The sequence below is a fragment of the Bacillus sp. LJBS06 genome, assembly GCF_016924995.1.
Lineage (GTDB): Bacteria > Bacillota > Bacilli > Bacillales > Bacillaceae > Bacillus > Bacillus stercoris.
Genome location: NZ_CP070483.1, coordinates 2,970,024 through 2,993,874, shown reverse-complemented (window position 1 = coordinate 2,993,874; position 23,851 = coordinate 2,970,024). Strand labels below are relative to the sequence as shown.

The 23,851-nt window shown below is 45.4% G+C and carries 23 protein-coding genes; 17 read left to right on the top strand and 6 right to left on the bottom strand.

From position 1 onward, the window contains the following. The first annotated feature begins 145 nt into the window (after window positions 1-145). From rmgP to JQX68_RS15190, 6 genes are all read left to right on the top strand, one after another. Window positions 146-1,111, top strand: a complete 966-nt coding sequence (gene rmgP / locus JQX68_RS15215) for a polygalacturonan/rhamnogalacturonan ABC transporter permease (protein ID WP_014665041.1) — start codon at window positions 146-148, stop codon at window positions 1,109-1,111. 7 nt (window positions 1,112-1,118) lie between these two features. Further along, complete coding sequence (gene rmgQ / locus JQX68_RS15210; protein WP_205440334.1) at window positions 1,119-2,240, top strand: unsaturated rhamnogalacturonyl hydrolase; 1,122 nt, start codon at window positions 1,119-1,121, stop codon at window positions 2,238-2,240. After that, window positions 2,237-2,740 carry a rhamnogalaturonan transport/degradation protein RmgS gene (gene rmgS, locus JQX68_RS15205; RefSeq protein WP_082032953.1) on the top strand — a complete coding sequence of 168 codons (504 nt, stop codon included), beginning with the start codon at window positions 2,237-2,239 and terminating at the stop codon, window positions 2,738-2,740. The genes rmgQ and rmgS overlap by 4 nt, the downstream gene beginning before the upstream one ends. Window positions 2,741-2,751: 11 nt before the next feature. Next, window positions 2,752-4,038, top strand: a complete 1,287-nt coding sequence (locus JQX68_RS15200; protein ID WP_205440333.1) for a Gfo/Idh/MocA family protein — start codon at window positions 2,752-2,754, stop codon at window positions 4,036-4,038. A gap of 20 nt (window positions 4,039-4,058) precedes the next feature. After that, on the top strand, window positions 4,059-4,727 hold the full coding sequence (locus JQX68_RS15195) for a YesL family protein (protein ID WP_205440332.1): 669 nt from the start codon (window positions 4,059-4,061) through the stop codon (window positions 4,725-4,727). 67 nt (window positions 4,728-4,794) lie between these two features. Beyond that, window positions 4,795-4,977 carry a sporulation protein Cse60 gene (locus tag JQX68_RS15190; protein WP_003223398.1) on the top strand — a complete coding sequence of 61 codons (183 nt, stop codon included), beginning with the start codon at window positions 4,795-4,797 and terminating at the stop codon, window positions 4,975-4,977. A gap of 38 nt (window positions 4,978-5,015) precedes the next feature. On the opposite strand, the gene opuD is transcribed toward JQX68_RS15190, so the two are convergent. Further along, the gene (gene opuD, locus JQX68_RS15185; protein ID WP_014665036.1) at window positions 5,016-6,551 is read right to left on the bottom strand and encodes a glycine betaine transporter OpuD; all 1,536 of its coding nucleotides are present in this window, start codon (window positions 6,549-6,551) and stop codon (window positions 5,016-5,018) included. A gap of 189 nt (window positions 6,552-6,740) precedes the next feature. Continuing rightward, a complete protein-coding gene (locus JQX68_RS15180) occupies window positions 6,741-8,003 on the bottom strand; it encodes a BaiN/RdsA family NAD(P)/FAD-dependent oxidoreductase (RefSeq protein WP_040082530.1) in 1,263 nt (420 codons plus the stop codon). A 202-nt stretch (window positions 8,004-8,205) separates the two neighbouring features. Here JQX68_RS15180 and murJ point away from each other — a divergent pair, with 202 nt between their 5' ends. Together murJ and JQX68_RS15170 are read left to right on the top strand one after the other, a co-directional pair. Further along, the gene (gene murJ, locus JQX68_RS15175) at window positions 8,206-9,840 is read left to right on the top strand and encodes a lipid II flippase MurJ (RefSeq protein WP_040082102.1); all 1,635 of its coding nucleotides are present in this window, start codon (window positions 8,206-8,208) and stop codon (window positions 9,838-9,840) included. A gap of 68 nt (window positions 9,841-9,908) precedes the next feature. Then, complete coding sequence (locus JQX68_RS15170; protein WP_014665033.1) at window positions 9,909-10,628, top strand: pseudouridine synthase; 720 nt, start codon at window positions 9,909-9,911, stop codon at window positions 10,626-10,628. 118 nt (window positions 10,629-10,746) lie between these two features. Here the strand turns inward: JQX68_RS15170 and JQX68_RS15165 are convergent, their stop codons facing one another. Further along, complete coding sequence (locus JQX68_RS15165; RefSeq protein WP_003152337.1) at window positions 10,747-10,968, bottom strand: DeoR family transcriptional regulator; 222 nt, start codon at window positions 10,966-10,968, stop codon at window positions 10,747-10,749. Window positions 10,969-11,256: 288 nt separating this feature from the next. On the opposite strand from JQX68_RS15165, the gene JQX68_RS15160 reads away from it, so the two are divergent. Together JQX68_RS15160 and JQX68_RS15155 are read left to right on the top strand one after the other, a co-directional pair. Then, the gene (locus JQX68_RS15160; RefSeq protein WP_014665032.1) at window positions 11,257-11,967 is read left to right on the top strand and encodes an ABC transporter ATP-binding protein; all 711 of its coding nucleotides are present in this window, start codon (window positions 11,257-11,259) and stop codon (window positions 11,965-11,967) included. Next, the gene (locus JQX68_RS15155) at window positions 11,964-13,121 is read left to right on the top strand and encodes an ABC transporter permease (RefSeq protein WP_014665031.1); all 1,158 of its coding nucleotides are present in this window, start codon (window positions 11,964-11,966) and stop codon (window positions 13,119-13,121) included. The genes JQX68_RS15160 and JQX68_RS15155 overlap by 4 nt, the downstream gene beginning before the upstream one ends. Window positions 13,122-13,160: 39 nt before the next feature. Here the strand turns inward: JQX68_RS15155 and pbuO are convergent, their stop codons facing one another. After that, complete coding sequence (gene pbuO / locus JQX68_RS15150) at window positions 13,161-14,459, bottom strand: hypoxanthine/guanine permease PbuO (protein WP_014665030.1); 1,299 nt, start codon at window positions 14,457-14,459, stop codon at window positions 13,161-13,163. A 96-nt stretch (window positions 14,460-14,555) separates the two neighbouring features. Here pbuO and pepV point away from each other — a divergent pair, with 96 nt between their 5' ends. Continuing rightward, entirely contained in the window at window positions 14,556-15,947 is a 1,392-nt protein-coding gene (gene pepV / locus JQX68_RS15145; RefSeq protein ID WP_147772373.1) for a dipeptidase PepV, read from the top strand. Window positions 15,948-15,980: 33 nt separating this feature from the next. Here the strand turns inward: pepV and cysK are convergent, their stop codons facing one another. Beyond that, a complete protein-coding gene (gene cysK / locus JQX68_RS15140) occupies window positions 15,981-16,916 on the bottom strand; it encodes a cysteine synthase A (RefSeq protein WP_147772372.1) in 936 nt (311 codons plus the stop codon). Between the two features lie 148 nt (window positions 16,917-17,064). Here cysK and thpR point away from each other — a divergent pair, with 148 nt between their 5' ends. From thpR to JQX68_RS15115, 5 genes are all read left to right on the top strand, one after another. Continuing rightward, window positions 17,065-17,616: an RNA 2',3'-cyclic phosphodiesterase gene (thpR, locus tag JQX68_RS15135; RefSeq protein WP_147772371.1), complete on the top strand. Its 552-nt coding sequence runs from the start codon at window positions 17,065-17,067 to the stop codon at window positions 17,614-17,616. 25 nt (window positions 17,617-17,641) lie between these two features. After that, a complete protein-coding gene (locus tag JQX68_RS15130; protein WP_147772370.1) occupies window positions 17,642-18,556 on the top strand; it encodes a hypothetical protein in 915 nt (304 codons plus the stop codon). Window positions 18,557-18,604: 48 nt separating this feature from the next. Further along, window positions 18,605-19,534 carry a YegS/Rv2252/BmrU family lipid kinase gene (locus JQX68_RS15125; RefSeq protein ID WP_014665025.1) on the top strand — a complete coding sequence of 310 codons (930 nt, stop codon included), beginning with the start codon at window positions 18,605-18,607 and terminating at the stop codon, window positions 19,532-19,534. A 25-nt stretch (window positions 19,535-19,559) separates the two neighbouring features. Continuing rightward, on the top strand, window positions 19,560-21,716 hold the full coding sequence (gene pulA / locus JQX68_RS15120) for a type I pullulanase (RefSeq protein WP_147772369.1): 2,157 nt from the start codon (window positions 19,560-19,562) through the stop codon (window positions 21,714-21,716). Between the two features lie 179 nt (window positions 21,717-21,895). Next, the gene (locus JQX68_RS15115) at window positions 21,896-22,693 is read left to right on the top strand and encodes a phosphotransferase family protein (protein ID WP_009967993.1); all 798 of its coding nucleotides are present in this window, start codon (window positions 21,896-21,898) and stop codon (window positions 22,691-22,693) included. Here JQX68_RS15115 and JQX68_RS15110 read toward each other — a convergent pair whose 3' ends face one another. Beyond that, window positions 22,694-22,972, bottom strand: coding sequence for a YtzH-like family protein (locus tag JQX68_RS15110; RefSeq protein ID WP_003237926.1), 279 nt, complete (start codon window positions 22,970-22,972; stop codon window positions 22,694-22,696). Between the two features lie 206 nt (window positions 22,973-23,178). On the opposite strand from JQX68_RS15110, the gene trmB reads away from it, so the two are divergent. Beyond that, the gene (gene trmB / locus JQX68_RS15105; RefSeq protein WP_014665023.1) at window positions 23,179-23,820 is read left to right on the top strand and encodes a tRNA (guanosine(46)-N7)-methyltransferase TrmB; all 642 of its coding nucleotides are present in this window, start codon (window positions 23,179-23,181) and stop codon (window positions 23,818-23,820) included. Window positions 23,821-23,851 lie beyond the last annotated feature (31 nt).

Sequence of the window (23,851 nt, the reverse complement as noted above, 5' to 3'; positions counted from 1 at the left end):
AATATCGGTGTCTTTATTTCAGGTGGAACTGCTGAACCATTGATCATAAAGGGATAAAACAGGATGTGATCATATGATTGTAGACGGACTTTTGCCTGCTGAGCTACAGTGAATGCAAGAACCTGTGAAAGGAGGCTTGAAAAAAATGAAAACAGCAGAAGCGCAAGCGCCGGCTGTTGATGCAGTCATTTTTAAAAAAGAAAAAAGAAAGCGCTTACTAAGTAAACTGATCCAGCAAAAATATTTGTACTTGATGATTTTGCCTGGGTGTATTTATTTTTTGCTTTTTAAGTATGTCCCGATGTGGGGGATTGTGATTGCATTTCAGGATTATCAGCCATTCCTCGGCATTTTGGGCAGTGAGTGGGTCGGTCTGAAGCATTTTATCAGGCTGTTTACTGAGCCTACATTTTTTCTCTTGTTAAAAAATACGCTCGTGTTATTTGCGTTGAACCTGGCCATATTTTTCCCGGTGCCGATTTTGCTGGCGCTTCTATTGAACGAAGTGCGGATTGCTCTCTTTAAAAAATTTGTTCAGACGCTGATTTATATCCCGCATTTTATGTCTTGGGTCATTGTTGTATCGCTGTCGTTTGTGCTTTTAACGGTAGACGGAGGCTTGATTAATGAACTGATTGTGTTTTTTGGCGGTGAAAAAATCAATTTTCTGCTGAACGAAGAATGGTTCAGGCCCCTGTATATTCTTCAGGTTATCTGGAGGGAAGCTGGATGGTCGACGATCATTTATCTGGCGGCCATTACAGCGGTTGACCCTCAGCTGTATGAAGCGGCGAAAATGGACGGAGCGGGACGGCTGCGGCAAATGTGGCATATTACGCTGCCCGCCATTAAAAGCGTTATCGTCGTTTTGCTGATTTTGAAAATCGGAGACACGCTGGAGCTTGGCTTCGAGCATGTGTATTTGCTGTTAAATGCAACGAATAGGGAAGTAGCGGAAATTTTTGATACGTATGTTTATACTGCCGGGCTGAAACAGGGGCAATTCAGCTACAGTACAGCAGTCGGTGTATTTAAAGCGGCAGTCGGGCTGATTTTGGTCATGCTTGCGAATCGTTTGGCGAAGAAATTTGGAGAGGAAGGAATTTATTAGGAAAGGGATGGGATCAATGGATCAATCAATCGCTGTAAAATCGCCTCTTACGTACGCGGAGGCATTGGCAAATACGATTATGAACACGTACACAGTCGAGGAGCTGCCGCCTGCAAACCGCTGGCATTACCATCAAGGCGTTTTCTTATGCGGTGTATTGCGGTTATGGAAAGCAACCGGAGAAAAGCGGTATTTTGAGTATGCGAAGGCTTATGCAGATCTCTTAATCGATGATTATGGCAATCTATTATTTAGGAGAGATGAGCTGGACGCTATTCAAGCGGGTCTCATTCTTTTTCCATTATACGAGCAGACGAAGGATGAGCGGTATGTCAAAGCGGCAAAAAGGCTCCGCGGCTTATATGGAACATTGAACCGGACGTCTGAGGATGGTTTTTGGCACAAAGACGGTTATCCTTACCAAATGTGGCTTGACGGCTTATACATGGGGGGGCCGTTCGCACTGAAATACGCGAATCTGAAGCAAGAGCCGGAGCTGTTTGATCAGGTCGTGCTGCAGGAGTCATTGATGAGAAAGCATACGAAGGATTCAAAAACCGGACTCTTTTATCACGCTTGGGATGAAGCGAAAAAAATGCCATGGGCCAATGAAGAGACAGGCTGTTCACCGGAATTTTGGGCACGTTCCATCGGCTGGTATGTCATGTCTCTAGCTGACATGATTGAAGAGCTGCCGAAGAAGCATCCGAACAGTCATGTGTGGAAAAACACGCTGCAGGACATGATGGAAAGCATCTGCCGCTATCAAGACAAGGAGACAGGGCTATGGTATCAGATCGTTGATAAGGGAGACAGGTCTGATAACTGGCTGGAAAGCTCAGGTTCCTGCCTGTACATGTACGCACTTGCGAAAGGAATCAATAAAGGCTATCTAGACAGAGCTTACGAAACAACACTACTAAAAGCGTATCAAGGCTTGATTCAGCATAAAACCGAAACAACAGAAGACGGAGCGTTTCTCGTCAAAGACATATGTGTCGGAACATCAGCCGGCTTCTATGACTATTATGTCAGCCGCGAAAGAAGCACAAACGATCTGCACGGAGCCGGAGCGTTTATTTTAGCTATGACAGAGCTGGAGCCTCTAGTTAGGTCAGCGGGAAAATGACAAAAAGGATACGTACGGCTTTGTGGGTGATCGTCTTAGTGCTCTTTTTGGCATCATGCTCAAGCAGGCCGGACGGAATGCATGTCATTCTCTTTTCTGATATGAAGGCTGGCGTACAGGAAAACATAAAAATGGCCGCTGGGCAGAATGCCGGGAAGGTCGATATCTTTCCAGCTTTTCAGGAAAAACTGCTGACTGAAATTACCGCCCATGAGGGAGATGTTTTCATCGTGCCTGAAGACATGTTTCAAGCTTACGATGATCCGGAAAATTTTCAGCCGTTAAACGGATTGTCTCCTGAAAAAACATCTCCTTATACAACGGTTAATAAAAAAACAGGAGAGAAAACAATCTATGCCGTTCAGATCGAAAAAGGGGAAAAACAGCTGAACGGCTATTCTTTTCGATTGAATCGCGATATGGCAGCGTTTATCCCTGTGTATGCTGAAAAAACAGAGGAAGCGCTGCAGCTGATTTCCCAACTAACTGAAGCCCGATAGAGGTGAGAACATTGAAGAACATCGTCATTTGCGGAGTGAGCAGCAGAGCTCTCAGTATGTTTATCAAGCCGCTGATGGAGCGGTTTTCAACTCATTATGAGATTACCGGATTGCTGGATGCCGATCCGAAACGTTTTGCCGTTTGCAAGAAGAAATTTCCCGAGCTGGCCCACGTGGCCGAGTTTAACGAAGATGCTTTCGACGAGATGATGCGCGTGTCAAAGCCTGATATCGTCATTGTGGCAGGCAGGGACGATACGCATGTCACATATATTGTAAAAAGCCTTCAGTGGAATACAGATGTGATTACTGAAAAACCAATGGTGACGACAGTGCAGGATGCGAATCGGGTGCTTGAAGCGGAGGCCAAAAGCGAAGGAAAAGTCACCGTCGCGTTTAACTATCGCTACAGCCCGTTTCATCGGAAAATAAAAGAAATGATTCTGGAAGGAAAAATAGGCAGGGTCACTTCCGTTGATTTAAATTGGTATATTGATACGTATCATGGCGCCAGCTATTTTAAACGCTGGAACCGGTCGAGACCGCTTTCCGGAGGTCTTTCGATCCATAAATCAACGCATCATTTCGATCTCGTCAATTGGTGGCTCGGGCAAAATCCGAAGGAGGTATTTGCTTATGGCGCTTTGAATTACTATGGGCCGGACAGTGAGTGGAACCCCTTGCCGGAAGAAGACGGGCGTTTTTGCGGGACGTGCCGGGTCAAAGAAAAGTGCCATTACTATTCTAGGTGGCATCCCCGTTCCTCCAAAGCTTCTGTAAAGGATGATCATCTCCAAGCAGGAGACCAGTCCAGCTTATATACTGCATACAGGCCTGACGCGTGTATTTTTGACGAAGAAATTGACATCGAGGATACGTACGTGGCGACAGTCAAATATGATGGCGGTGCACTATTAAGCTATTCAATTTTATTTTCGGCCCCGTATGAAGGCTACCGGCTGACGATCAACGGCACAAAAGGGCGGATCGAATCAAATGAATTTCACGAACCTTCCAGAATTCCGTTTGCTTTTCCTGAGCAGACAATCGAATACTATCCGCTTTTTGAATCAAAGCAGACGATACAAGTGGTCAAAAATGAGGGAGGGCATGGCGGAGGCGATCCGCTTTTGCTTGAGGATCTTTTTTTAGGGAAAGACCCGCTTCGCCGCTATGATATTTTAGCCGGGGCTGAAGCCGGAGCCTACTCCATCGCGGTTGGTGAGGGAATGTGGCGCTCGGTTGCCGAAAAGAGGCCGATCGGGATTAAAGAGCTTTTTCAGATGCAGAATGTATAGTGCAAAAAGGGGGGGACGCCATGGAACATGATCGTTCACTGGGGCGGATGCTGCGCTTTTGCGAATGGATCATGAGATTCGCGTATACAAACCTGCTGTGGCTGTTGTTTGTATTGCTCGGTCTCGGTGTGTTTGGCATCATGCCCGCGACTGCGGCTTTATTCGCGGTCATGCGGAAGTGGGTTCAGGGGCAGGACAACATTTCGGTGCTAAAAACGTTTTGGCGGGAATACAAGGCTGAGTTTTTTCGTTCAAATCTGATTGGCGCTGTATTGGCGATTATCGGATTGATCATTTATATCGATTTGGCCTTTATTTATCCGAGCCATTTCCTTCTGCATGTTCTGCGCTTCGCCATTATGATATTTGGCTTTTTGTTCGTATCCATGCTTTTTTATGTGTTTCCGCTGCTTGTCCATTTTGACTGGAAAAAACGTCTGTATGTGAAGTTTTCGCTCTTGCTCAGTGTAGCGTATTTGCAATATACGCTTGCGATGCTTGCGCTGACTGTGGTTCTCTTTTTCTTGCTTGCGTACTTGCCCGGCATTGTCCCTTTTTTCAGTGTCAGCCTGATCAGCTACTGCCATATGCGAATGGTTTATGCTGTACTGTTGAAAGTGGAGAACCAAGACGGTGTGCCGCAGAAGAAACACCATACAAAGAAAGCTTTTTATCCGGAGATGAGGTGATCATCATTTCTCTATCATAACGCTGTTCCAAACGGAATAGATTGATAGAGAAAGGAGAGCGGATAAGATGCTGAAGGTGGCAGTATTTGATGAAGAACATGAAAAAGACTTACAGACGGAAATCAATTCATTTTTAAAAGGGATATCGGAGGAGCAGCTGATTGATATCAAATATACGGTTTCGGCGGCGTGCGATCCGGACGGTGAGCAGCTTTACTGTTTTTCCGCCCTTATTCTATACCGCAAATAAAAAAAGATCTTCCCGCGTGCGCGGAAAGATCTTTTTTGTTAATATGCCTTTTTCACTCTTGGACTTCTCGGTTTGTCGATTTTCTCCGCTCTTTTGATCTCTCTTCGTTCTTTTGAGAGCGATTTATAGAGAGCGGCAATCATCAGCAGGATGACGATAGAAAACGGCAGCGCTGCCAGAATGGCTGTGTTTTGCAAAGCGGAAAGACCGCCGGAATACAAGAGGACAGCAGCCATGGCAGATTGAATGATGCCCCAGCTGAATTTTACTGAATTGGCTGGGTTCAATGAGCCGTAGGTCGTCTGCATGCCGAGCACAAATGTTGCAGAGTCAGCAGACGTAATAAAGAATACAGCGATCAGGATCAGTGACAAAATAGATGTCACCATCGCCAGCGGATAATGGTCAAGTGTTCCAAACAGCATTGTTTCCGTTGACAGCTTCGCTACATTGAATGTGCCGTTCTGCTGAAGATCCATAGCCGATACGCCAAAGATAGAGAACCATAGGAACGCGAGAATACATGGTGTTACCAAGACGCCGATCAAAAATTCACGGATCGTCCGTCCTCTGGATACCCGGGCGATGAAAATGCCGACAAATGGAGACCAGGAAATCCACCATGCCCAATAGAAAATTGTCCAGCCGTTAATCCATTCGCGTTTTTCAGGATCGTACGGTGTCAGTCTGAAGCTCATTTGCACGATGTTTTGAATATACTGTCCGATAGAATCTGTAAATGAGTTCATAATCAGTACGGTAGGCCCGACAAACAGCACAAACAGCATTAACAGTCCAGCTAATACCATATTGGTGTTGCTCAAATACTTAATGCCTTTTCCGAGTCCGCTCCACGCAGAAATCAAGAAAAGCACAGTAACAATGGCAATCAAAATAAATTGAACGAGAAAGTTATTTGGGATGCCAAATAAGTAACTCAATCCGCCGTTAATTTGAGTCGCCCCGATACCAAGGCTTGTGGCTACTCCGACGACTGTGGCAAAAACAGCAATACAGTCAATTAATTTGCCGATCGGACCGTTAACTTTATCGCCTAGAATCGGTGACAGCGTGCTGCTGATTAATCCTGGAGCGCCTTTTCGGAATTGGAAATAGGCAATGCATAATGCCACGACGGCATAAATGGCCCAAGCGTGCAGACCCCAGTGGAAAAACGTATAGCGGAGTGCATCTCTAAAGGCTTGGGGGGTTTCTGTTTCACCTGATGGAGAGCTAATTGCGTAATGGCTGATCGGTTCAGCCGCACCGTAGAATACCAAGCCGATTCCCATGCCTGCGCTGAACAGCATGGCGAACCATGATAATAACCCGAATTCCGGTTTTTCATCGGGTCTTCCGAGTTTAATTTTGCCGATCGGGCTGAAAATCAAAAAGAGACAGAACCCGACAAACAATGAGACAACTAAAAGATAATACCAACCAAACGTATTGGTGATAAACGCTTGTGCGGATTGGGATACGTTTTGCAGGCTGTCTGGAGAAACAACGCCCCATAATACAGCAGCAGCTGTGATCACAATCACAATCCAAAATACACTAGATATATTTTTCAAATATTCTCACCCTCTAAATTTTTTGTGTACGCCTATATCTGCTCGCAGGCTTAGTATGGTCGTACGCTGGCAGATCATTCCTCTCTTAAAATTACCCCGCAATCAGGTGAAACAAAACAAGTCTCACACTACCATGAATGCGGAGAATTTTCAAATGTTCAGCGTTTTGTAAAAATTTGAAAAGGCTGGTCAGGAGCGGGAAAAGCGACCGGCATTGAGCCCCGCAAGCCTTCCTGTTACTAGGGCGGAGGTGATATTGTATCCTCCTGTGTAGCCGTGGATATCCAGAATTTCTCCGCAAAAGTAAAGCCCCTCCATTTTTTTAGAGGCCATCTTTTTCGGGTCGATTTCTTTTACAGATACCCCGCCTCCCGTGACAAATGCCTTATCAAGCGACAGTGTGCCATTTGCGAGAACAGTAAACTGCTTGCAGTCCTTTACAAATTGTCTGAAAGGGTCCCTTGGCAGCTCAGAAAACGATACGTTCGGAGAGATGCCGTTTTTTTCGAGCAGAAATAGGAGGTAGCGCTCCTGCATCCAGGGTTTCAGTACGTTTTTAATGGCTTTTTTCGGTGCTTCCTTCAGTTCTTTAAACATCTTTTGGAAAAGCGTTTCTTCATTGATATCCGGATATAAGTCAATTCTGATCGGAACTTGGGGCTGTTTTTTCAGCTCTTTCACGACAAATTGGCTGCATCTGAGAATGGCAGGGCCTGAGAGGCCGAAATGGGTAAACAGCATGTCCATTTTATGTGTGATGATTGGTTTGCCTTTTTTATTTAACACACTGACGGCTACATCTCTTAGTGATAAGCCCTGAAGTGTTTTTTGCTTAATGAACGGTTCGCCAGAAGTGACGGGTACCTCTGTCGGAAACAGCTCTGTTATGGTATGGCCTGCGGCTTCAGCCCATTCATAGCCGTCTCCCGTGCTTCCGGTATGAGGCACACTTTTGCCGCCGACAGCGATAATGACAGCTTGGCTATGGATCATTTCGCCATTATTCGTCACAATCCCTGCCGCCTGTCCATCTTTATATATAACAGATTTAATTTTCTCGTTCGTTCTGATTGTTACACGGAGCTGCTTCAGCCTGTTTAACAGCGCGTCAACAACGCTTTGGGCTTTGTCGGTCACAGGAAACATTCTGCCGTGATCCTCTTCCTTTAATTGAATGCCAAGGTTTTCAAAAAACTTGATAATATCTTCATTATTAAATTCAGAAAACGCGCTGTATAAAAAACGCCCGTTGCCGGGGATGTGCTTAATAATTTCTTCCACAGGAAGGCGGTTTGTCACATTGCAGCGGCCGCCCCCGGAAATCGCGAGTTTCCGCCCTAATTTATTTCCTTTATCTATCAGCAAAACGCCAGCGCCCTGCTCCCCTGCTGCAATCGCAGCCATCAAGCCTGAAGGGCCGCCGCCGATTACGATTACGTCATATTGTTTCATCTTTATCATCAACTTTCTTTTCGTTTCGTATGCGGACATCCCGTCCGCAGTACTATTATAGCGAAAGAAAGCTGCTCCTTAAACGTCTTTTGCAGCGGATACGAATGTTCACAGGATTGCTTTTGTATTTATTACCGTCTAAATGCCCAGTTGTGGTAAAATAGAAAAGTTGAATCTTCGTAGAAAATGGTGATGAAGAAACATGTCAAGCAAACTGTTAAGAGGCACGTTTGTGTTAACGCTCGGTACATATATATCGCGAATTCTGGGAATGGTCTATTTAATTCCCTTCAGCATTATGGTCGGGGCGACAGGCGGTGCATTATTTCAATACGGATACAACCAATACACTTTATTTTTGAATATTGCTACGATGGGCTTTCCGGCCGCTGTTTCTAAATTTGTGTCCAAATATAATTCCAAAGGGGATTATGAGACAAGCAGAAAAATGCTCAAGGCGGGCATGTCGGTTATGCTCGTTACAGGAATGATAGCCTTTTTCATTCTGTATCTATCCGCTCCGATGTTTGCGGAAATATCGCTGGGAGGCAAGGATAATAACGGCCTGACAATTGATCATGTCGTTTATGTCATCCGCATGGTCAGCTTAGCGCTTTTGGTCGTACCGATTATGAGTCTTGTTCGCGGATTCTTCCAAGGGCACCAAATGATGGGTCCGACAGCTGTTTCCCAAGTCGTTGAACAGATTGTCCGCATCATCTTTCTATTGAGTGCGACATACCTGATTTTGAAGGTTTTCAACGGCGGTCTTGTCATCGCTGTCGGCTATGCGACCTTCGCAGCGCTGATCGGTGCCTTCGGAGGGCTGGTCGTGCTGTATATTTATTGGAACAAACGGAAGGGCAGCCTGCTGGCGATGATGCCGAATACGGGTCCGACAGCAAACTTAAGCTACAAGAAAATGTTTTTCGAGCTGTTCAGCTATGCTGCTCCGTACGTTTTTGTCGGACTAGCCATCCCTTTGTATAACTATATTGATACAAATACGTTTAACAAAGCGATGATTGAAGCCGGGCATCAAGCCATCAGCCAGGACATGCTGGCAATTCTAACCCTGTATGTGCAGAAGCTCGTGATGATCCCGGTTTCCCTTGCAACAGCTTTCGGACTGACATTAATTCCAACGATTACTGAATCGTTTACAAGCGCAAACTATAAGCTGTTAAATCAGCAGATTAACCAAACGATGCAGACGATCCTGTTTTTAATTATTCCGGCTGTTGTCGGGATCTCTCTATTGTCAGGACCAACGTATACGTTCTTTTACGGGTCAGAGAGCCTTCATCCTGAACTGGGAGCAAACATTCTGCTTTGGTATTCGCCAGTCGCGATTTTGTTCTCTTTGTTTACGGTCAATGCAGCCATTCTGCAGGGCATCAATAAACAAAAATTTGCGGTTGTCAGCCTTGTGATCGGTGTCGTGATTAAGCTTGTGCTGAATGTTCCGCTAATCAAGCTGATGCAGGCTGACGGAGCGATTTTAGCGACGGCTCTTGGATATATCGCTTCACTTTTATATGGATTTATCATGATTAAGCGCCATGCAGGCTATTCGTATAAGATACTGGTTAAACGAACTGTTTTGATGCTGGTCTTATCAGCTATTATGGGTATTGCCGTGAAAATCGTACAGTGGGTATTAAGCTTCTTTATTTCCTATCAGGATGGCCAGCTGCAAGCTGCGATTGTTGTGGTGATTGCGGCCGCTGTTGGCGGTGCTGTTTACCTGTATTGCGGCTACCGGTTAGGATTTTTGCAGAAAATTTTAGGCCGCCGTTTGCCGGGTTTCTTAAAGAAAGGCAGACATGCGGGCTGATGAACAAGATATGATGAAACGGAGGGCTCGCATGCTGCGGGCTTTCTTTTATAAAGGAGAGATGAGGAATGAGACTTGATAAGCTGCTTGCCAACAGCGGGTATGGTTCCAGAAAAGAAGTCAAAGCCGTTGTGAAGGCGGGAGCCGTTATGATCGACGGCAAACCGGCCAAAGATGTAAAGGCGCACGTTGATCCTGATACACAGGAGGTTACCGTATACGGGGAACCGGTTGATTACCGTGAGTTCATTTATCTTATGATGAATAAACCGCAAGGCGTGCTGTCGGCGACCGAGGACAGCCGGCAGCAAACAGTGATCGATCTGCTGACGCCGGAGGAGATGAGATTTGAGCCATTTCCCGCCGGCAGGCTTGATAAAGATACAGAGGGCTTTTTGCTGCTCACAAATGATGGCCAGCTCGCACATCGGCTCCTTTCTCCTAAAAAGCATGTCCCAAAAACGTATGAAGTCCATTTAAAATCACAGATTTCACCGGAAAACATTTCCGATTTGGAAACGGGTGTCTACATAGAAGGCGGCTATAAAACAAAGCCGGCAAAAGCGGAAATCAAAACAAACGACAATGGCAATACTGTGATATATCTGACAATTACCGAAGGAAAATACCATCAGGTCAAGCAGATGGCAAAGGCTGTAGGCAATGAAGTGGTTTATCTGAAGCGGCTTTCGATGGGGCGCGTTTCCCTGGATCCCGCTCTGGCACCCGGAGAATACCGGGAGCTTACGGAGGAAGAACTTCATTGGCTCAATGAACCGCAAGCATGAAAAAACCCCGCATACGAATGCGGGGTTTTATTTATAAGCGCACAAAAACAAGGCTCGGAAGTTTCTTCGCCCTGTATCTATCAGGCCGCTCACAGGCGGCCCTATGTAATTTTTCAATTTATGAGGTAATCTTTACTTTCTTTCTCGTTGTCTCCCACTTGCCACGGCTTGGACTATGAACAAGATCATTATATGCCAACACATTTAAGTCTCTTTGAATCGTTCTAGGTGTAATGCCGAATTCGTCAACCAGTTCCTGCGTTGTCACAAGACCTTTTTCTTGGATAAACATGTAAACTGATTTGATTCGAGTTAGCATACGGTTTGTTGAAGGTTTCAAAAAACCACTCCCTATCATAAGATCGGATGGACTTGACTAACCACAACTCACGACTATCAACTGCGTACGAAATAGCAACAAAGGCAGACATCTGTAATTGTTAAAATAATTCGCCCTCATTATACACGATATTGCAGCAATGAATCTAGGGATAACTCCTATTAATTTTTTCCAATTCTCGTTGGGCAGCCATCCTTGTTGGATTACTATGTATTTCGGCTCAATATTATTATGCTTAAAGAAACTTTTTTTATTCTGTTTCGTAGTAAATTTTGGAGGTGGGTGAGTTTGACAAATTTACTTGAAGCTTCAATAGAACAGGCGGGGTATACAAGCCGTAAAAAAGTGCTCACCGATGTTTTTCTGGAAGTCGGAAAAGGGGAGCTGGTCGGGCTGATCGGAGCTAACGGTGCCGGAAAAAGCACCGCAATGAAGGCGATACTCGGCCTCTCAGAAGATTTTAAAGGGCAAATTGCCTGGAACAACTGTTCATTTGCATACATTCCGGAGCATCCGTCCTTCTACGAAGAACTGACGCTGTGGGAGCATTTGGATCTGATCAGCACACTCCATGGCATTGAAGAGAGTGAATTTGCACAACGGGCCCAAAGCCTTCTGCAGACGTTTTCGCTTGATCATGTCAGGCATGAGCTGCCTGTCACCTTTTCAAAAGGCATGCAGCAAAAACTGATGCTTATCCAGGCTTTTCTCTCTAAGCCTGATATCTATGTGATTGATGAACCGTTTATCGGGCTTGATCCGATATCGACGAAACGTTTTGTGGACATGCTTAAAGCTGAAAAAGAACGGGGAGCTGGCATTCTCATGTGTACACACGTGCTCGATACCGCGGAAAAGATCTGTGACCGGTTTTACATGATTGAGAAAGGTTCTTTATTTCTCCAAGGCACGTTAAAAGATATTCAGGACAAGACCGGATTAGAGGGGCAGTCATTGCTTGACTGTTTTTATAAGGCAGTTCAAGGTGATCGGCCATGAACGGGCGTACGCTCTTTTTTCGGAGGCTGTTTGACTATTACAGGTATCAGTTTAAGGTATTGCATGCGGTCATTGACTGGACAGTCGCTCTCTATATCGTTTTGCCGGCGCTTGCTTTTGTCGTCTATCAGTATATTGATTTGATGAACGGAAGAGGCCTTCTTTATGAGTGGTCTGAAGTGGCGGAATGGAGATGGCTGTATGCTGTGTGTGTGCTGATCATGTTTACAGGCTCGATTCGCACATTTTTAATGGAAGCGGACAAAGTGTTTTTGCTGCAAAAGAAAGAAATAATCTATCAGTTAAAACGGTATGCGCTTTTGTATTCTTTTTTGGTCACGCTGGCCAAATGGCTGCTGCTCTTTTTCATTGTTTTTCCTTTAATCCGTCATTCTGTTCACATCACATTCGCAGAAAGCGCGCTTCTAATATGTTACTTATTTGGCCTTCATATGTTCTTTTTATCTTCAAAGCAAGACAGGATCAGAAAGCCGCGCTCCATTTCGAGATGGATTGGCGATATCTCTGCAAGAGCTATTCTTTTTGCTGGTTCTGCTATCTTGATTGTTTTGACTGAGTGGCACTTGCTTGCGCTTTTAGGCATTTTATTTTTGCTTTTTTCAGCCGTCCGCAGTTTGAAAAAGACAGCCACGTTTACGGGTTTTGAAGCTGAAGTGACTGAAGAGAAAAAAAGAAGGCTTGCCCTTGCAGGACTTGTGATGATGATGAGCCAGGAGGCGGGAATGCCAAAAGTAAAAGACAGGATGAGAAGAAAACCGTTATTATACCGCAATTCAAAAAGGATATTTAAAAGGCGAACGATCTGCACTGGCTATAAGGAATTGTTTTTCAAAGTCATGCTGAGGAATGGCGAGTATATGAGGGAAATGTACATGCTTTTGTCGGCCTTTACGATTTTGATTTTTGTCTCCCCGATTTGGCTGAAGGTGATAGCGCTTCTGGTTTATACAGGTGTTTGCCGTTATATCCTGACGCTTATTTTTGATAAGGTCATGGATGCCCCTTTTTTAATTGGCACCGATATGGAAAGTGATGAATATTACCGGGCCAGAAAAAGCTGTATCAACACTTTGCACTATGCGTTTGCCGCTTGCTGTTTTTTTGCGGCCGCCGTCTCTTTATTATTCATATAAAAAACCCAAACGACTGAGCGTTTGGGTTTTCTTTATGTGTTATAAAATAAACAGCTGGATGAAAAACAGTATGGCGAAAACGATAACGAGCGGATGAATCTCTCTCCATTTTCCCCGTGCCGCTTTTACAATCGGATACGAAATAAAGCCAAGGGCGATTCCTGTAGAAATGCTTGATGTCAAAGGCATAGCCAAAATGACGAGAAACGCTGGGAATGCTTCGTCCATCTCTTTCCAGTTCATATTGGAAACTGAGCCCATCATCAGACTGCCTACAATAATCAAAGCAGGCGAGGTGATGGCAGCTATGCCGGACAAGGCGCTGACAAGCGGACTGAAAAACATTGATGCCGCAAACATCACCGCCACAGTCAAAGCTGTAAGCCCCGTTCTTCCCCCGGCTGCGACGCCTGCGGAAGATTCGATAAATGCCGTCGTCGGGCTTGTGCCGAACACAGCTCCTACTGTCGTCGCGGTTGAATCAGCAAGCAGCGCTTTTCGCACGTTCGGCAGCTTATTGTTTTTCATGAGCCCTGCTTGCTCTGCTACTCCGATCATTGTGCCTGTCGTATCAAAAATGGTGACCAATAGAAAAGAAAAGACGACAGCGTACAGGCCGTGATGAATGACGTCGCCAAAAGCGGTAAATGGATTTGAGATCATCAATCCTTCCGGCAAATGAGGAAACGACATAAATCCCTTTGAAAAATGAAGCTGTCCGGTAAAAAAGGCGATCAAAGCGGTAGCTGCCATTCCGATAAATAAAGCGCCGCTTACATTCAGCACCATCAGGACCACGCTGATCAAAAGGCCGACGAGTGTTAAAATGACACCCGGTGAATGCAGATTGCCGAGAGTAACCAGGTTTGATTCATCAGCTGCCACAATTCCCGCTTGACGCAAACCGATAAAAGCAATAAACAGCCCGATCCCTGTTGTGATCCCGTATTTTAAATTGTTTGGAATCGCTTCTATAAGTTGTTTTCTTAAAGGCGTTAACGATAAAATAATGAAGAGAACCCCTGCTGTAAATACTGCACTGAAAGCTGTTGCGTATGTGATGCCGCCATCGCTTGCGCTTACGACATGAAAGGCTAAATATGCGTTCAAGCCCATGCCGGGCGCAATAGCAATCGGATAATTTGCTGCCAGGGCCATCCACAGCGTTCCGACAATGGAGGCAATGATCGTTGCGGTGAAAACCTGGTCGAAAGGAACCCCGGCGTTAGCCAAAATGACCGGATTAACCACGACGATATAGACCATTGTGAAAAAGGTCGTCAGCCCTGCTATGATTTCTTGCTTTATGGATGTTTGCTGCTCTTTTAGATGAAACATAGTATCCTCCAATTACGAACGTTTTAACAAAACACCATTAATATTATTCGTTTAATTTGGTTTTTGCAAGACATTTCTTGCGGAAAGGGGATCATTATGAACTGGGAAGTTGAAGTGATCAGAAGAAAAGAGGATTTAATTCGTGATACGCAGGAATTTTTGAGAATCAACAGTGTCATGGACGAAACAACCGCCGTACCCGGCAAACCGTTTGGAGAAGGGGTAAACGCCAGCCTGACTTCACTGCTGGAGCTTGGAGAAAAAGAAGGCTTTACAACAAAAAATCTTGATGGCTTCGCAGGTCATATTGAATGGGGCGAGGGCGATGACATTGTCGGCGTACTTTGCCATGTTGACGTCGTGCCGCCGGGAGACGATTGGACGAGTGATCCGTTTTCAGCTGAAATCCGTAATGGGCGGATTTATGCAAGAGGCGCCATTGATGACAAAGGCCCGACAATGGCAGCATTCTATGCGCTGAAAATCGTAAAAGACATGAATTTGCCGCTGTCCAAGCGAGTCAGAATGATTATCGGAACAGATGAAGAAAGCGATTGGAGATGCGTAGAGCATTACTTCAAGCATGAAGAAATGCCAACACTTGGCTTTGCGCCTGACGCCGATTTTCCGATTATTAACGCGGAAAAAGGGATTATCGATGCTTCTTTACTTATCCCGCATGTCGCAAATCAAGCCGAGCCAAAGGCAGTGCTTGTTTCGTTTCAGTCAGGCCTCCGTTTGAACATGGTGCCTGACGCTGCTGAAGCCGTCATTGAAGGGCAGAAAAAAGAAGAGATTCTGTCTTCATTTAAAGACATGCTCCGCACGACGGATCAAAAAGGAGAAGCTGAAATAGAGAACGGACAGCTCATTTTGCGTATGTACGGGCTTTCCTGCCATGCGATGGAACCGAACAATGGGATCAATGCCGGCATTTTATTGTGCGAATTTCTGCAGCAGACTGAGCTTGACGATGCAGGACTGCGGTTTGTGCAAGTGGTGACAGACAAATTCTCAGGTGATACAAGAGGAAAGAAACTGAACATCGACTGTGAGGATGAAATTAGCGGTGAGCTGACATTAAACGTCGGAACACTGCGCTATAAAGAAGGGCAAGGAGGCGAGCTCGGGATCAATATCCGCTATCCTGTGACAGCAGAAAGCAAAACGATCCGCGATGCATTCGAAAGCGCATCTGAATTTGAGCTGGGCGAATTCAAAGACAGCAAGCCGCATCACGTGTCAGCAGATCATCCGCTAGTCAAAACCCTGCAAAAGGTTTATGAAGGCCAGCTGGGTAAAAAAGCTGACTTAATCTCAATCGGCGGAGGGACGTATGCCAGATCGCTAAAAGCCGGTGTCGCCTTCGGCCCACTGTTCCCCGGACGCCCTGACAGCGCACATCAAAAGGATGAATATATTGAAATTGATGACCTTCTTAGATCGACAGCATTATATGCGCAGGCCATTTACGAGCTTGCAAAATAAAAGGACCGGCTTCTGCTGAAGCCAGTCCTTTTTTTAAATAAATGACCATAAATCAGTTGATAAGTACCGTTCTCCTGTATCGGCTGTCATGCAGACGACAACTTTGTCAGGAGAGAGGCGTTTCGCTGTTTCGATTGCCGCGAAGCAGGCAGCGCCTGATGAAGGGCCGACAAGAATTCCTTCTTCAGCAGCAAGCCGTCTTGTCGTTGTATATGCGTCTTCATCAGAGATTTTGATAATTTCATCATAAACGTTTTCATTTAAAATCGGCGGTATAAAGCCTGGGCTCGTTCCTACAAGTTTATGCGCTCCGGGTTTTCCGCCGGATAATACAGGCGAACCCGCTGGCTCAACAACATGAACCGTGATATCCGGAAAAAGCTCTTTGAGCGCCTCACCTGTTCCGGTAATGGTTCCGCCCGTTCCCGATGAGGCTACAAAAGCGCCGAGCGGTTTTCCGATTTCCTCTATTGCCCGGGCAATTTCAGGCGCCGTTGTTTTCCGGTGTGCATCAGGATTGGCAGTGTTATCGAACTGCATTGGAATATAGCTGTTCGGAATTTGTTCGGCAAGCTCCTTCGCTTTTTTAATGCTGCCCGGCATTCTTTCCTCTCCGGGAGTTAATACAACCTCTGCACCGTAAGCTTTAAGCAGGTTGATCCGTTCCTTCGTCATCGTATCAGGCATCACTAAGATTGCTTTATATCCGCGTGCTGCCGCATTCATAGCGAGCCCGATTCCGGTATTTCCGCTTGTCGGCTCTATAATAACTGATCCCGGCTTGAGCAAACCGTTTTGTTCAGCTTCTATGATCATTTGATAAGCTGCTCTGTCTTTCACACTGCCGCTCGGATTGAAAAATTCAAGCTTTAAATAGACTTGTGCCGCATTTTTCGGCTGAAGCCGGTTCAATCTCACTAGCGGTGTATCTCCTATCAGATCAGCTGTGTTTTCAACGATTTTCAACATTGTCATTCCTTTCTGAATAAAACAAGTGTCATATAATATCCTAACATAATAAACGTTTGTGCGAGAGTGTTTTCATACACTGTTCCTCTATCCGCACAGCCTCTTTATTGATAAAATAATAGCTGTTAAAGAAGGGAGTGTCAGACGGATGCCAGATATACGGCCTCATTATTTCATCGGCGTTCCCATACCTGAGGGAATTGCAAACCCGATTTACCAGGCTGCGAAAAACGAGCCGGTATTGACGTTTCAAAAATGGGTGCACCCGCTTGACTATCATATCACGTTAATTTTTCTCGGAGCGGCGGATGAGACACAAATAAAGAAGCTTGAAGGTTCGCTAGCCGAGATTGCTTCAGAAATCGATCCATTTTCAATTGAGTTTGGCAAGATAGATGTATTCGGCGACCGCAAAAGGCCGCGCGTTTTACACCTGGAGCCTAAGAAAAACAAAACGCTTGAAAGGCTGAGGGAACATACAAAGCAGGCTGTGCTTCAGGCTGGTTTTCAAGTGGAAAAAAGACCGTATCATCCTCATATGACGCTGGCGAGAAAATGGACAGGCGAAGAAGGATTTCCGGCTCATGTTCCGTTTGAAAGCGGCGAGGTTTCGATGAGGGCTGAGCGGTTTTCGCTCTTTCAAATACACTTGAACCAATCACCAAAATACGAGGAAATATTCAAATTTCATTTATCTTAATTCATTGCGGAGTGGAGAAACAAACATGGCACAAATCATCAAAATTCATGATTATATATCGAGATATGAGCTTGATCCGTACCATTATATCAACCAGTTTGTACGGCTGAAAAAAGAGCGCTGGCTTTCACTGGTAGAAGCGGCGGAACGCCAGCAAGAAGAAAGGCAAGCCAGTGCTGGAGAACCGGAACCGGCGCAAAAACGAAAAAAATTTTCATTGAAAAGAAGAAAAGAAGAGATAAAAGCCGATATACAAGAAGAGAGACACCAATGGTTTGAGGATGAAGAAGATATTCATGTAAGGCTCCCAAAGAGCAGGATGGCGCTTGCTTCTTTTTATAAAAGACATTTATATGATTTTCAGCTCAAATGGGCAAGCTCTACTCTTTCAGAAATATCTCAACTCTCAAACCAGGTGAAGCAGGACCGCATTTTGCGTTATCTGACCCAACAGCTGCCCGATTCTTATTTCATTATGTATAAGCCTGTGCTGAGAATTCAGCAGGCGGCGGTTGAATTAAGCATTGTGATTATTTCTCCTCTGGAAATTTATTGCGTTTCTATTTTAGAGGGCGAGGAAGACAGTGTCTACATAGGGTCTAAAAATCGTTTTTGGGACAAGAAAACAGCCTCTCAGACTGCATCAGTGTTAAATCCAGGGCTGAGCCTGTTTCGAACGGACTCTGTTGTGTCAAAGATCGTAAAGGAAAAACAGGCCGAGATTCCGGTTCGAAAATTGCTTCTGAGCAGAACGTCGTACATCGATTACCCTGAGCCGCCATACGGCTTAGAAATTGCGGATAAGCGGAGCGCGGAAGAATGGATTGAGCGGCAGAAGAAAAACACTGCTCCGATCAAACACCATCAGATAAAGGCTGCGAAGGCTCTATTGTCTTACTGCATGTCTGACTCCCATCGCAGACAAGAGTGGCTGGAGTAAAAGAGAACGATTTGAGCGGTTTTCTCATAACATAAGCAGGTGAGAAAGATGAGCCATTGGTTTTTTATTATTAATCCGACAGCAGGACATCGAAACGGCCTGCGTGTTTGGAAGTCCATTCAAAAGGAATTGATCAAACGAAAGGTTGAGCACCGTTCGTTTTTAACTGAACATCCGGGACACGCCGAGGTGCTCGCCAGACAGATTTCAACGATACAGGAATATAAGCTGAAGCGCCTGATCGTCATTGGCGGAGACGGAACCATGCATGAAGTTGTCAACGGCCTGAAGGATGTAGACGATATTGAACTGAGCTTTGTGCCAGCGGGCGCGTATAATGATTTCTCACGGGGATTTTCTATTAAAAAAATCGACCTGATACAGGAAATTAAGAAGGTAAAGCGTCCGCTAACAAGAACCTTTCATTTAGGGAGCGTCAATTTCCTTCAGGATAAATCACAAATTCTTTATTTTATGAATCATATCGGGATCGGGTTTGACGCATATGTCAATAAAAAGGCGATGGAATTTCCGTTGAGACGGGTTTTTCTTTTTCTCCGCCTTCGATTTCTGGTGTATCCGCTTTCTCATTTGCACGCCTCAGCAACCTTTAAGCCGTTTACGTTAGCTTGTACAACGGAAGGCGAGACGCATGAATTTCATGATGTCTGGTTTGCGGTTGTATCCAACCATCCGTTTTACGGGGGAGGCATGAAGGCGGCGCCGCTAGCAAATCCCCGCGAGAAGACATTTGACATTGTAATCGTTGAAAACCAGCCGTTTTTGAAAAAATATTGGCTTTTATGTCTGATGGCATTTGGAAAACATACAAAGATGGATGGCGTTACGATGTTTAAAGCAAAAGACATTACGTTTTACACGAAGGACAAAATCCCGTTTCATGCTGACGGAGAAATCATGGGCACTACCCCGTTTCGTCTGGCATCTAGTCCTGCACCCCTCAGGATCAAAACATAAACGTGTTTGGAGGAGAGAGCTTCCGATGGTCAGCATCCGCCGCAGCTTCGAAGCGTATGTCGATGACATGAATATCATTACCGTCCTGATTCCTGCTGAACAAAAAGAAATCATGACACCGCCGTTTCGGCTTGAGACAGAAACAACAGATTTTCCTCTGGCTGTCAGGGAGGAATACTCCCTTGAAGCGAAATACAAGTACATCTGCGTATCCGACCATCCTGTGACATATGGAAAAATCCATTTCGTCAGTGCATCCAGCGGCCACAAAACCGATCTCCAAATCGGCGCGGTCATCCGGACAGCTGCATTTGATGACGAATTTTATTATGACGGAGAGCTCGGCGCCGTTTATACTGCGGATCATACCGTATTTAAAGTATGGGCGCCTGTTGCAACCTCAGCTGCAGTCAAGCTTTCACACCCCAATAAAGGCGGGCGCACATTCCAAATGACTCGCTTGGAAAAGGGCGTCTATGCTGTTACGGTCATGGGTGACCTTCACGGGTACGAGTATGTGTTCTGCATCTGCAACAATTCAGAGTGGGCGGAAACCGTTGACCCGTATGCAAAGGCCGTGACAGTAAATGGAGAGAAGGGCGTCGTCTTGCGCCCGGATCAAATGAAATGGACTGCTTCGCTTAAGCCATTCTCAAACCCTGTGGATGCCGTCATCTATGAGACGCACCTTCGCGACTTCTCCATCCATGAAAACAGCGGCATGATCAACAAGGGAAAATACTTAGCATTAACGGAAACTGATACACAGACCGCCAATGGCAGTTCTTCTGGACTGGCGTATATAAGAGAGCTTGGTGTTACACACGTCGAGCTACTGCCGGTGAACGATTTTGCCGGAGTTGATGAAGAGAAGCCGCTTGATGCTTATAATTGGGGATATAACCCGCTTCATTTCTTTGCCCCGGAGGGAAGCTATGCCTCAAACCCTCATGATCCTCAAACGAGAAAAACAGAGCTGAAACAAATGATCAATACCCTGCATCAGCACGGTCTGCGAGTCATTCTGGATGTTGTTTTTAACCATGTGTATCATCGCGAGAATTCACCCTTTGAAAAAACAGTGCCCGGTTATTTTTTCCGGCATGACGAATTTGGGATGCCGTCAAACGGCACTGGCGTTGGCAATGATATTGCATCAGAAAGAAGAATGGCGAGAAAGTTCATTGCGGATTGCGTGGTCTATTGGCTTGAAGAATACAATGCCGACGGCTTCCGCTTCGATCTGCTCGGCATTTTAGATATTGACACCGTGCTTTATATGAAAGAGAAAGCAATTAAGGCAAAGCCCGGAATCCTGCTTTTTGGAGAAGGATGGGATCTGGCTACACCGCTGCCGCATGAACAGAAAGCTACTTTGGCGAACGCACCAAGAATGCCCGGTATCGGTTTTTTTAATGATGTGTTTCGTGACGCTGTAAAAGGGAACACCTTTCACCTCATGGCAGCAGGGTTTGCGCTCGGCAGCGGTGAATCAGCGCAAGCTGTTATGCACGGGATTGCCGGCTCTTCCGGATGGAAGGCATTCGCCCCGATTGTTCCGGAACCAAGCCAGTCCATCAATTATGTTGAATCACATGACAATCACACCTTTTGGGATAAAATGAGCTTCGCGCTTCCTCAAGAAAATGACAGCCGAAAGAGAAGCAGGCAAAGGCTTGCCGCCGCGATTATTTTGCTAGCCCAAGGGGTGCCGTTTATTCATAGCGGCCAGGAATTTTTCCGGACGAAGCAGGGAGTGGAAAACAGCTATCAATCCAGTGACAGCATTAACGAGCTGGACTGGGATCGGCGTGAAACGTTCAAAGAAGATGTTGACTATATCCGCAGGCTGATCTCGCTGAGAAAAGCGCATCCCGCATTCCGTCTCAGGTCCGCTGCAGACATCCGGCGCCATCTTGAATGTTTGACGCTAAAAGAACATTTTATCGCATACAGGCTTTATGATCTCGACAAGGTTGACGAATGGAAAGATATCATTGTTATCCATCATGCGAGTCCGGACTCTGTCGAGTGGAGGCTGTCAAACGATAAACCATATCGGCTTTTATGTGATCCATCAGGATTTCAGCAAGACCCGGCAGAAATTAAGAAAACGGTTGCAGTAAACGGCATCGGAACAGTTATCTTATATTTAGCATCAGATCTTAAGAGTTTTGCTTGACGAAGTTTGTGCTATAGCGCTAAAATTTAAAGGACGGCTATTGATTAGCATATGAGACTCTCAATAGCTGTCTTTTTTATTTTCATACGATTCGTACGAAAAAGGCGCTCGCTGGATAGACTAGAGACGATTCGCCTTTATTCTAAAATATTTTAAGAAATGATGGGTTGAACATTGATATGAACTGGTTGGGACAATTACTAGGTAGCGATTGGGAGATCTTCCCCGCCGGAGGAGCTACAGGAGATGCATATTATGCGAAACATAACGGGCAGCAGCTTTTTTTAAAACGTAATAGCTCACCTTTTTTAGCTGTTTTATCCGCCGAAGGCATTGTTCCGAAGCTGGTTTGGACAAAACGGATGGAAAATGGGGACGTCATTACGGCCCAGCACTGGATGACCGGCAGAGAGCTGAAGCCTAAAGACATGAGCGGACGGCCCGTTGCTGAATTGCTTCGTAAAATACACACATCAAAAGCCTTGCTGGACATGCTGAAGAGACTTGGAAAAGAACCGCTGAACCCGGGGGCTCTTTTGTCTCAGCTGAAGCAGGCTGTATTTGCTGTGCAGCAATCTTCGCCGCTGATTCAAGAAGGGATCAAGTATTTGGAAGAACACCTGCATGAAGTGCATTTCGGTGAGAAAGTCGTTTGCCATTGTGATGTCAATCATAATAACTGGCTATTGTCTGAAGACAACCAGCTGTATTTAATTGACTGGGACGGCGCCATGATTGCTGATCCGGCGATGGACCTCGGACCTTTGCTGTACCACTATGTCGAAAAGCCAGCTTGGGAGAGCTGGCTGAGCATGTACGGCATAGAGTTGACAGAAAGCCTTCGATTGCGAATGGCTTGGTATGTGTTATCTGAAACAATCACTTTCATTGCCTGGCATAAAGCAAAAGGCAATGACAAGGAATTTCATGATGCAATGGAAGAACTGCATATCCTCATGAAACGAATTGTTGACTAATCAGGAATACGAATCCATTTGCTCTACCCATTGAGACAGGCTGTTCTGATGCTCTTGTATGTGTGAGTCGATGGATTTGGACGATATTCCTGATTGGCTGTAGCGGTAAACATCCTCAAGCACGTTTTTAAAATTTGAATCAAGCTCGGTGTTTGCCATCAGTGATTTAATCACACGCTCAAGCTGCTCGTACTCTGCGACTGTTCCGCAGCAGTCCAATTGATGGTCAGTCAAGATATCCTTCAATAAATGAACTTGATGCTCATAATGTAAACCCATAACGGTACACATCCCTTCAGTATCATACGGGTTAAATTGTTCAAAACAGAGCGTTTTTATACATGTGAATGGAGTGTTCCAGCAGACGGGACCCTCTTTTTTTATGCACTCGGCCTTAAGAGAGATACACTGGAAAAACGAGCTTGCGGGTCTTTTTAATTCATGGTATGTTGTTAGTCGAAATAATAGATAGAGGTGTCAATCATATGAGAATGCGCCACAAGCCTTGGGCTGATGACTTTTTGGCTGAAAACGCAGATATTGCCATCAGCAACCCTGCTGATTATAAAGGGAAATGGAACACAGTGTTTGGCAACGACAATCCGATCCATATCGAGGTTGGTACAGGAAAAGGTCAATTTATTTCTGGGATGGCCAAACAAAATCCCGACATCAATTATATTGGTATTGAGTTATTTAAAAGCGTCATCGTGACAGCCGTCCAAAAAGTAAAAGACAGCGAAGCGCAGAATGTAAGGCTTCTGAATATAGATGCGGACACGCTGACGGATGTGTTTGAGCCGGGTGAAGTGAAACGGGTCTACTTGAACTTTTCTGATCCTTGGCCAAAGAAACGGCATGAAAAACGCCGCTTGACATACTCCCACTTTCTCAAAAAATATGAAGAAGTAATGGGAAAAGGCGGAGCGATTCATTTTAAAACCGACAACCGAGGTTTGTTTGAGTACTCTTTGAAGAGCTTCTCTGAGTACGGCCTGCTGCTGACATACGTCAGTCTCGATTTGCATAACAGCAATCTGGAAGGCAATATTATGACAGAATATGAAGAAAAATTCTCTGCACTCGGCCAGCCGATCTATCGGGCTGAGGTTGAATGGAGAACGTAAAGACAGACTCTGACAGGAGTCTGTTTTTTTT

Coding starts and splice junctions, on each gene's coding strand:
- pbuO (WP_014665030.1), bottom strand. CDS start 14,459: ATGTTTCATCTAAAAGAGCAGCAAACATCCATAAAGCAAGAAATCATA.
- JQX68_RS15155 (WP_014665031.1), top strand. CDS start 11,964: ATGAACGGGCGTACGCTCTTTTTTCGGAGGCTGTTTGACTATTACAGG.
- rmgP (WP_014665041.1), top strand. CDS start 146: ATGAAAACAGCAGAAGCGCAAGCGCCGGCTGTTGATGCAGTCATTTTT.
- JQX68_RS15110 (WP_003237926.1), bottom strand. CDS start 22,972: ATGGGTTTACATTATGAGCATCAAGTTCATTTATTGAAGGATATCTTG.
- JQX68_RS15125 (WP_014665025.1), top strand. CDS start 18,605: ATGAGCCATTGGTTTTTTATTATTAATCCGACAGCAGGACATCGAAAC.
- thpR (WP_147772371.1), top strand. CDS start 17,065: ATGCCAGATATACGGCCTCATTATTTCATCGGCGTTCCCATACCTGAG.
- JQX68_RS15170 (WP_014665033.1), top strand. CDS start 9,909: ATGAGACTTGATAAGCTGCTTGCCAACAGCGGGTATGGTTCCAGAAAA.
- JQX68_RS15130 (WP_147772370.1), top strand. CDS start 17,642: ATGGCACAAATCATCAAAATTCATGATTATATATCGAGATATGAGCTT.
- rmgS (WP_082032953.1), top strand. CDS start 2,237: ATGACAAAAAGGATACGTACGGCTTTGTGGGTGATCGTCTTAGTGCTC.
- pepV (WP_147772373.1), top strand. CDS start 14,556: ATGAACTGGGAAGTTGAAGTGATCAGAAGAAAAGAGGATTTAATTCGT.
- JQX68_RS15115 (WP_009967993.1), top strand. CDS start 21,896: ATGAACTGGTTGGGACAATTACTAGGTAGCGATTGGGAGATCTTCCCC.
- pulA (WP_147772369.1), top strand. CDS start 19,560: ATGGTCAGCATCCGCCGCAGCTTCGAAGCGTATGTCGATGACATGAAT.
- cysK (WP_147772372.1), bottom strand. CDS start 16,916: ATGTTGAAAATCGTTGAAAACACAGCTGATCTGATAGGAGATACACCG.
- trmB (WP_014665023.1), top strand. CDS start 23,179: ATGAGAATGCGCCACAAGCCTTGGGCTGATGACTTTTTGGCTGAAAAC.
- JQX68_RS15190 (WP_003223398.1), top strand. CDS start 4,795: ATGCTGAAGGTGGCAGTATTTGATGAAGAACATGAAAAAGACTTACAG.
- rmgQ (WP_205440334.1), top strand. CDS start 1,119: ATGGGATCAATGGATCAATCAATCGCTGTAAAATCGCCTCTTACGTAC.
- JQX68_RS15180 (WP_040082530.1), bottom strand. CDS start 8,003: ATGAAACAATATGACGTAATCGTAATCGGCGGCGGCCCTTCAGGCTTG.
- murJ (WP_040082102.1), top strand. CDS start 8,206: ATGTCAAGCAAACTGTTAAGAGGCACGTTTGTGTTAACGCTCGGTACA.
- JQX68_RS15195 (WP_205440332.1), top strand. CDS start 4,059: ATGGAACATGATCGTTCACTGGGGCGGATGCTGCGCTTTTGCGAATGG.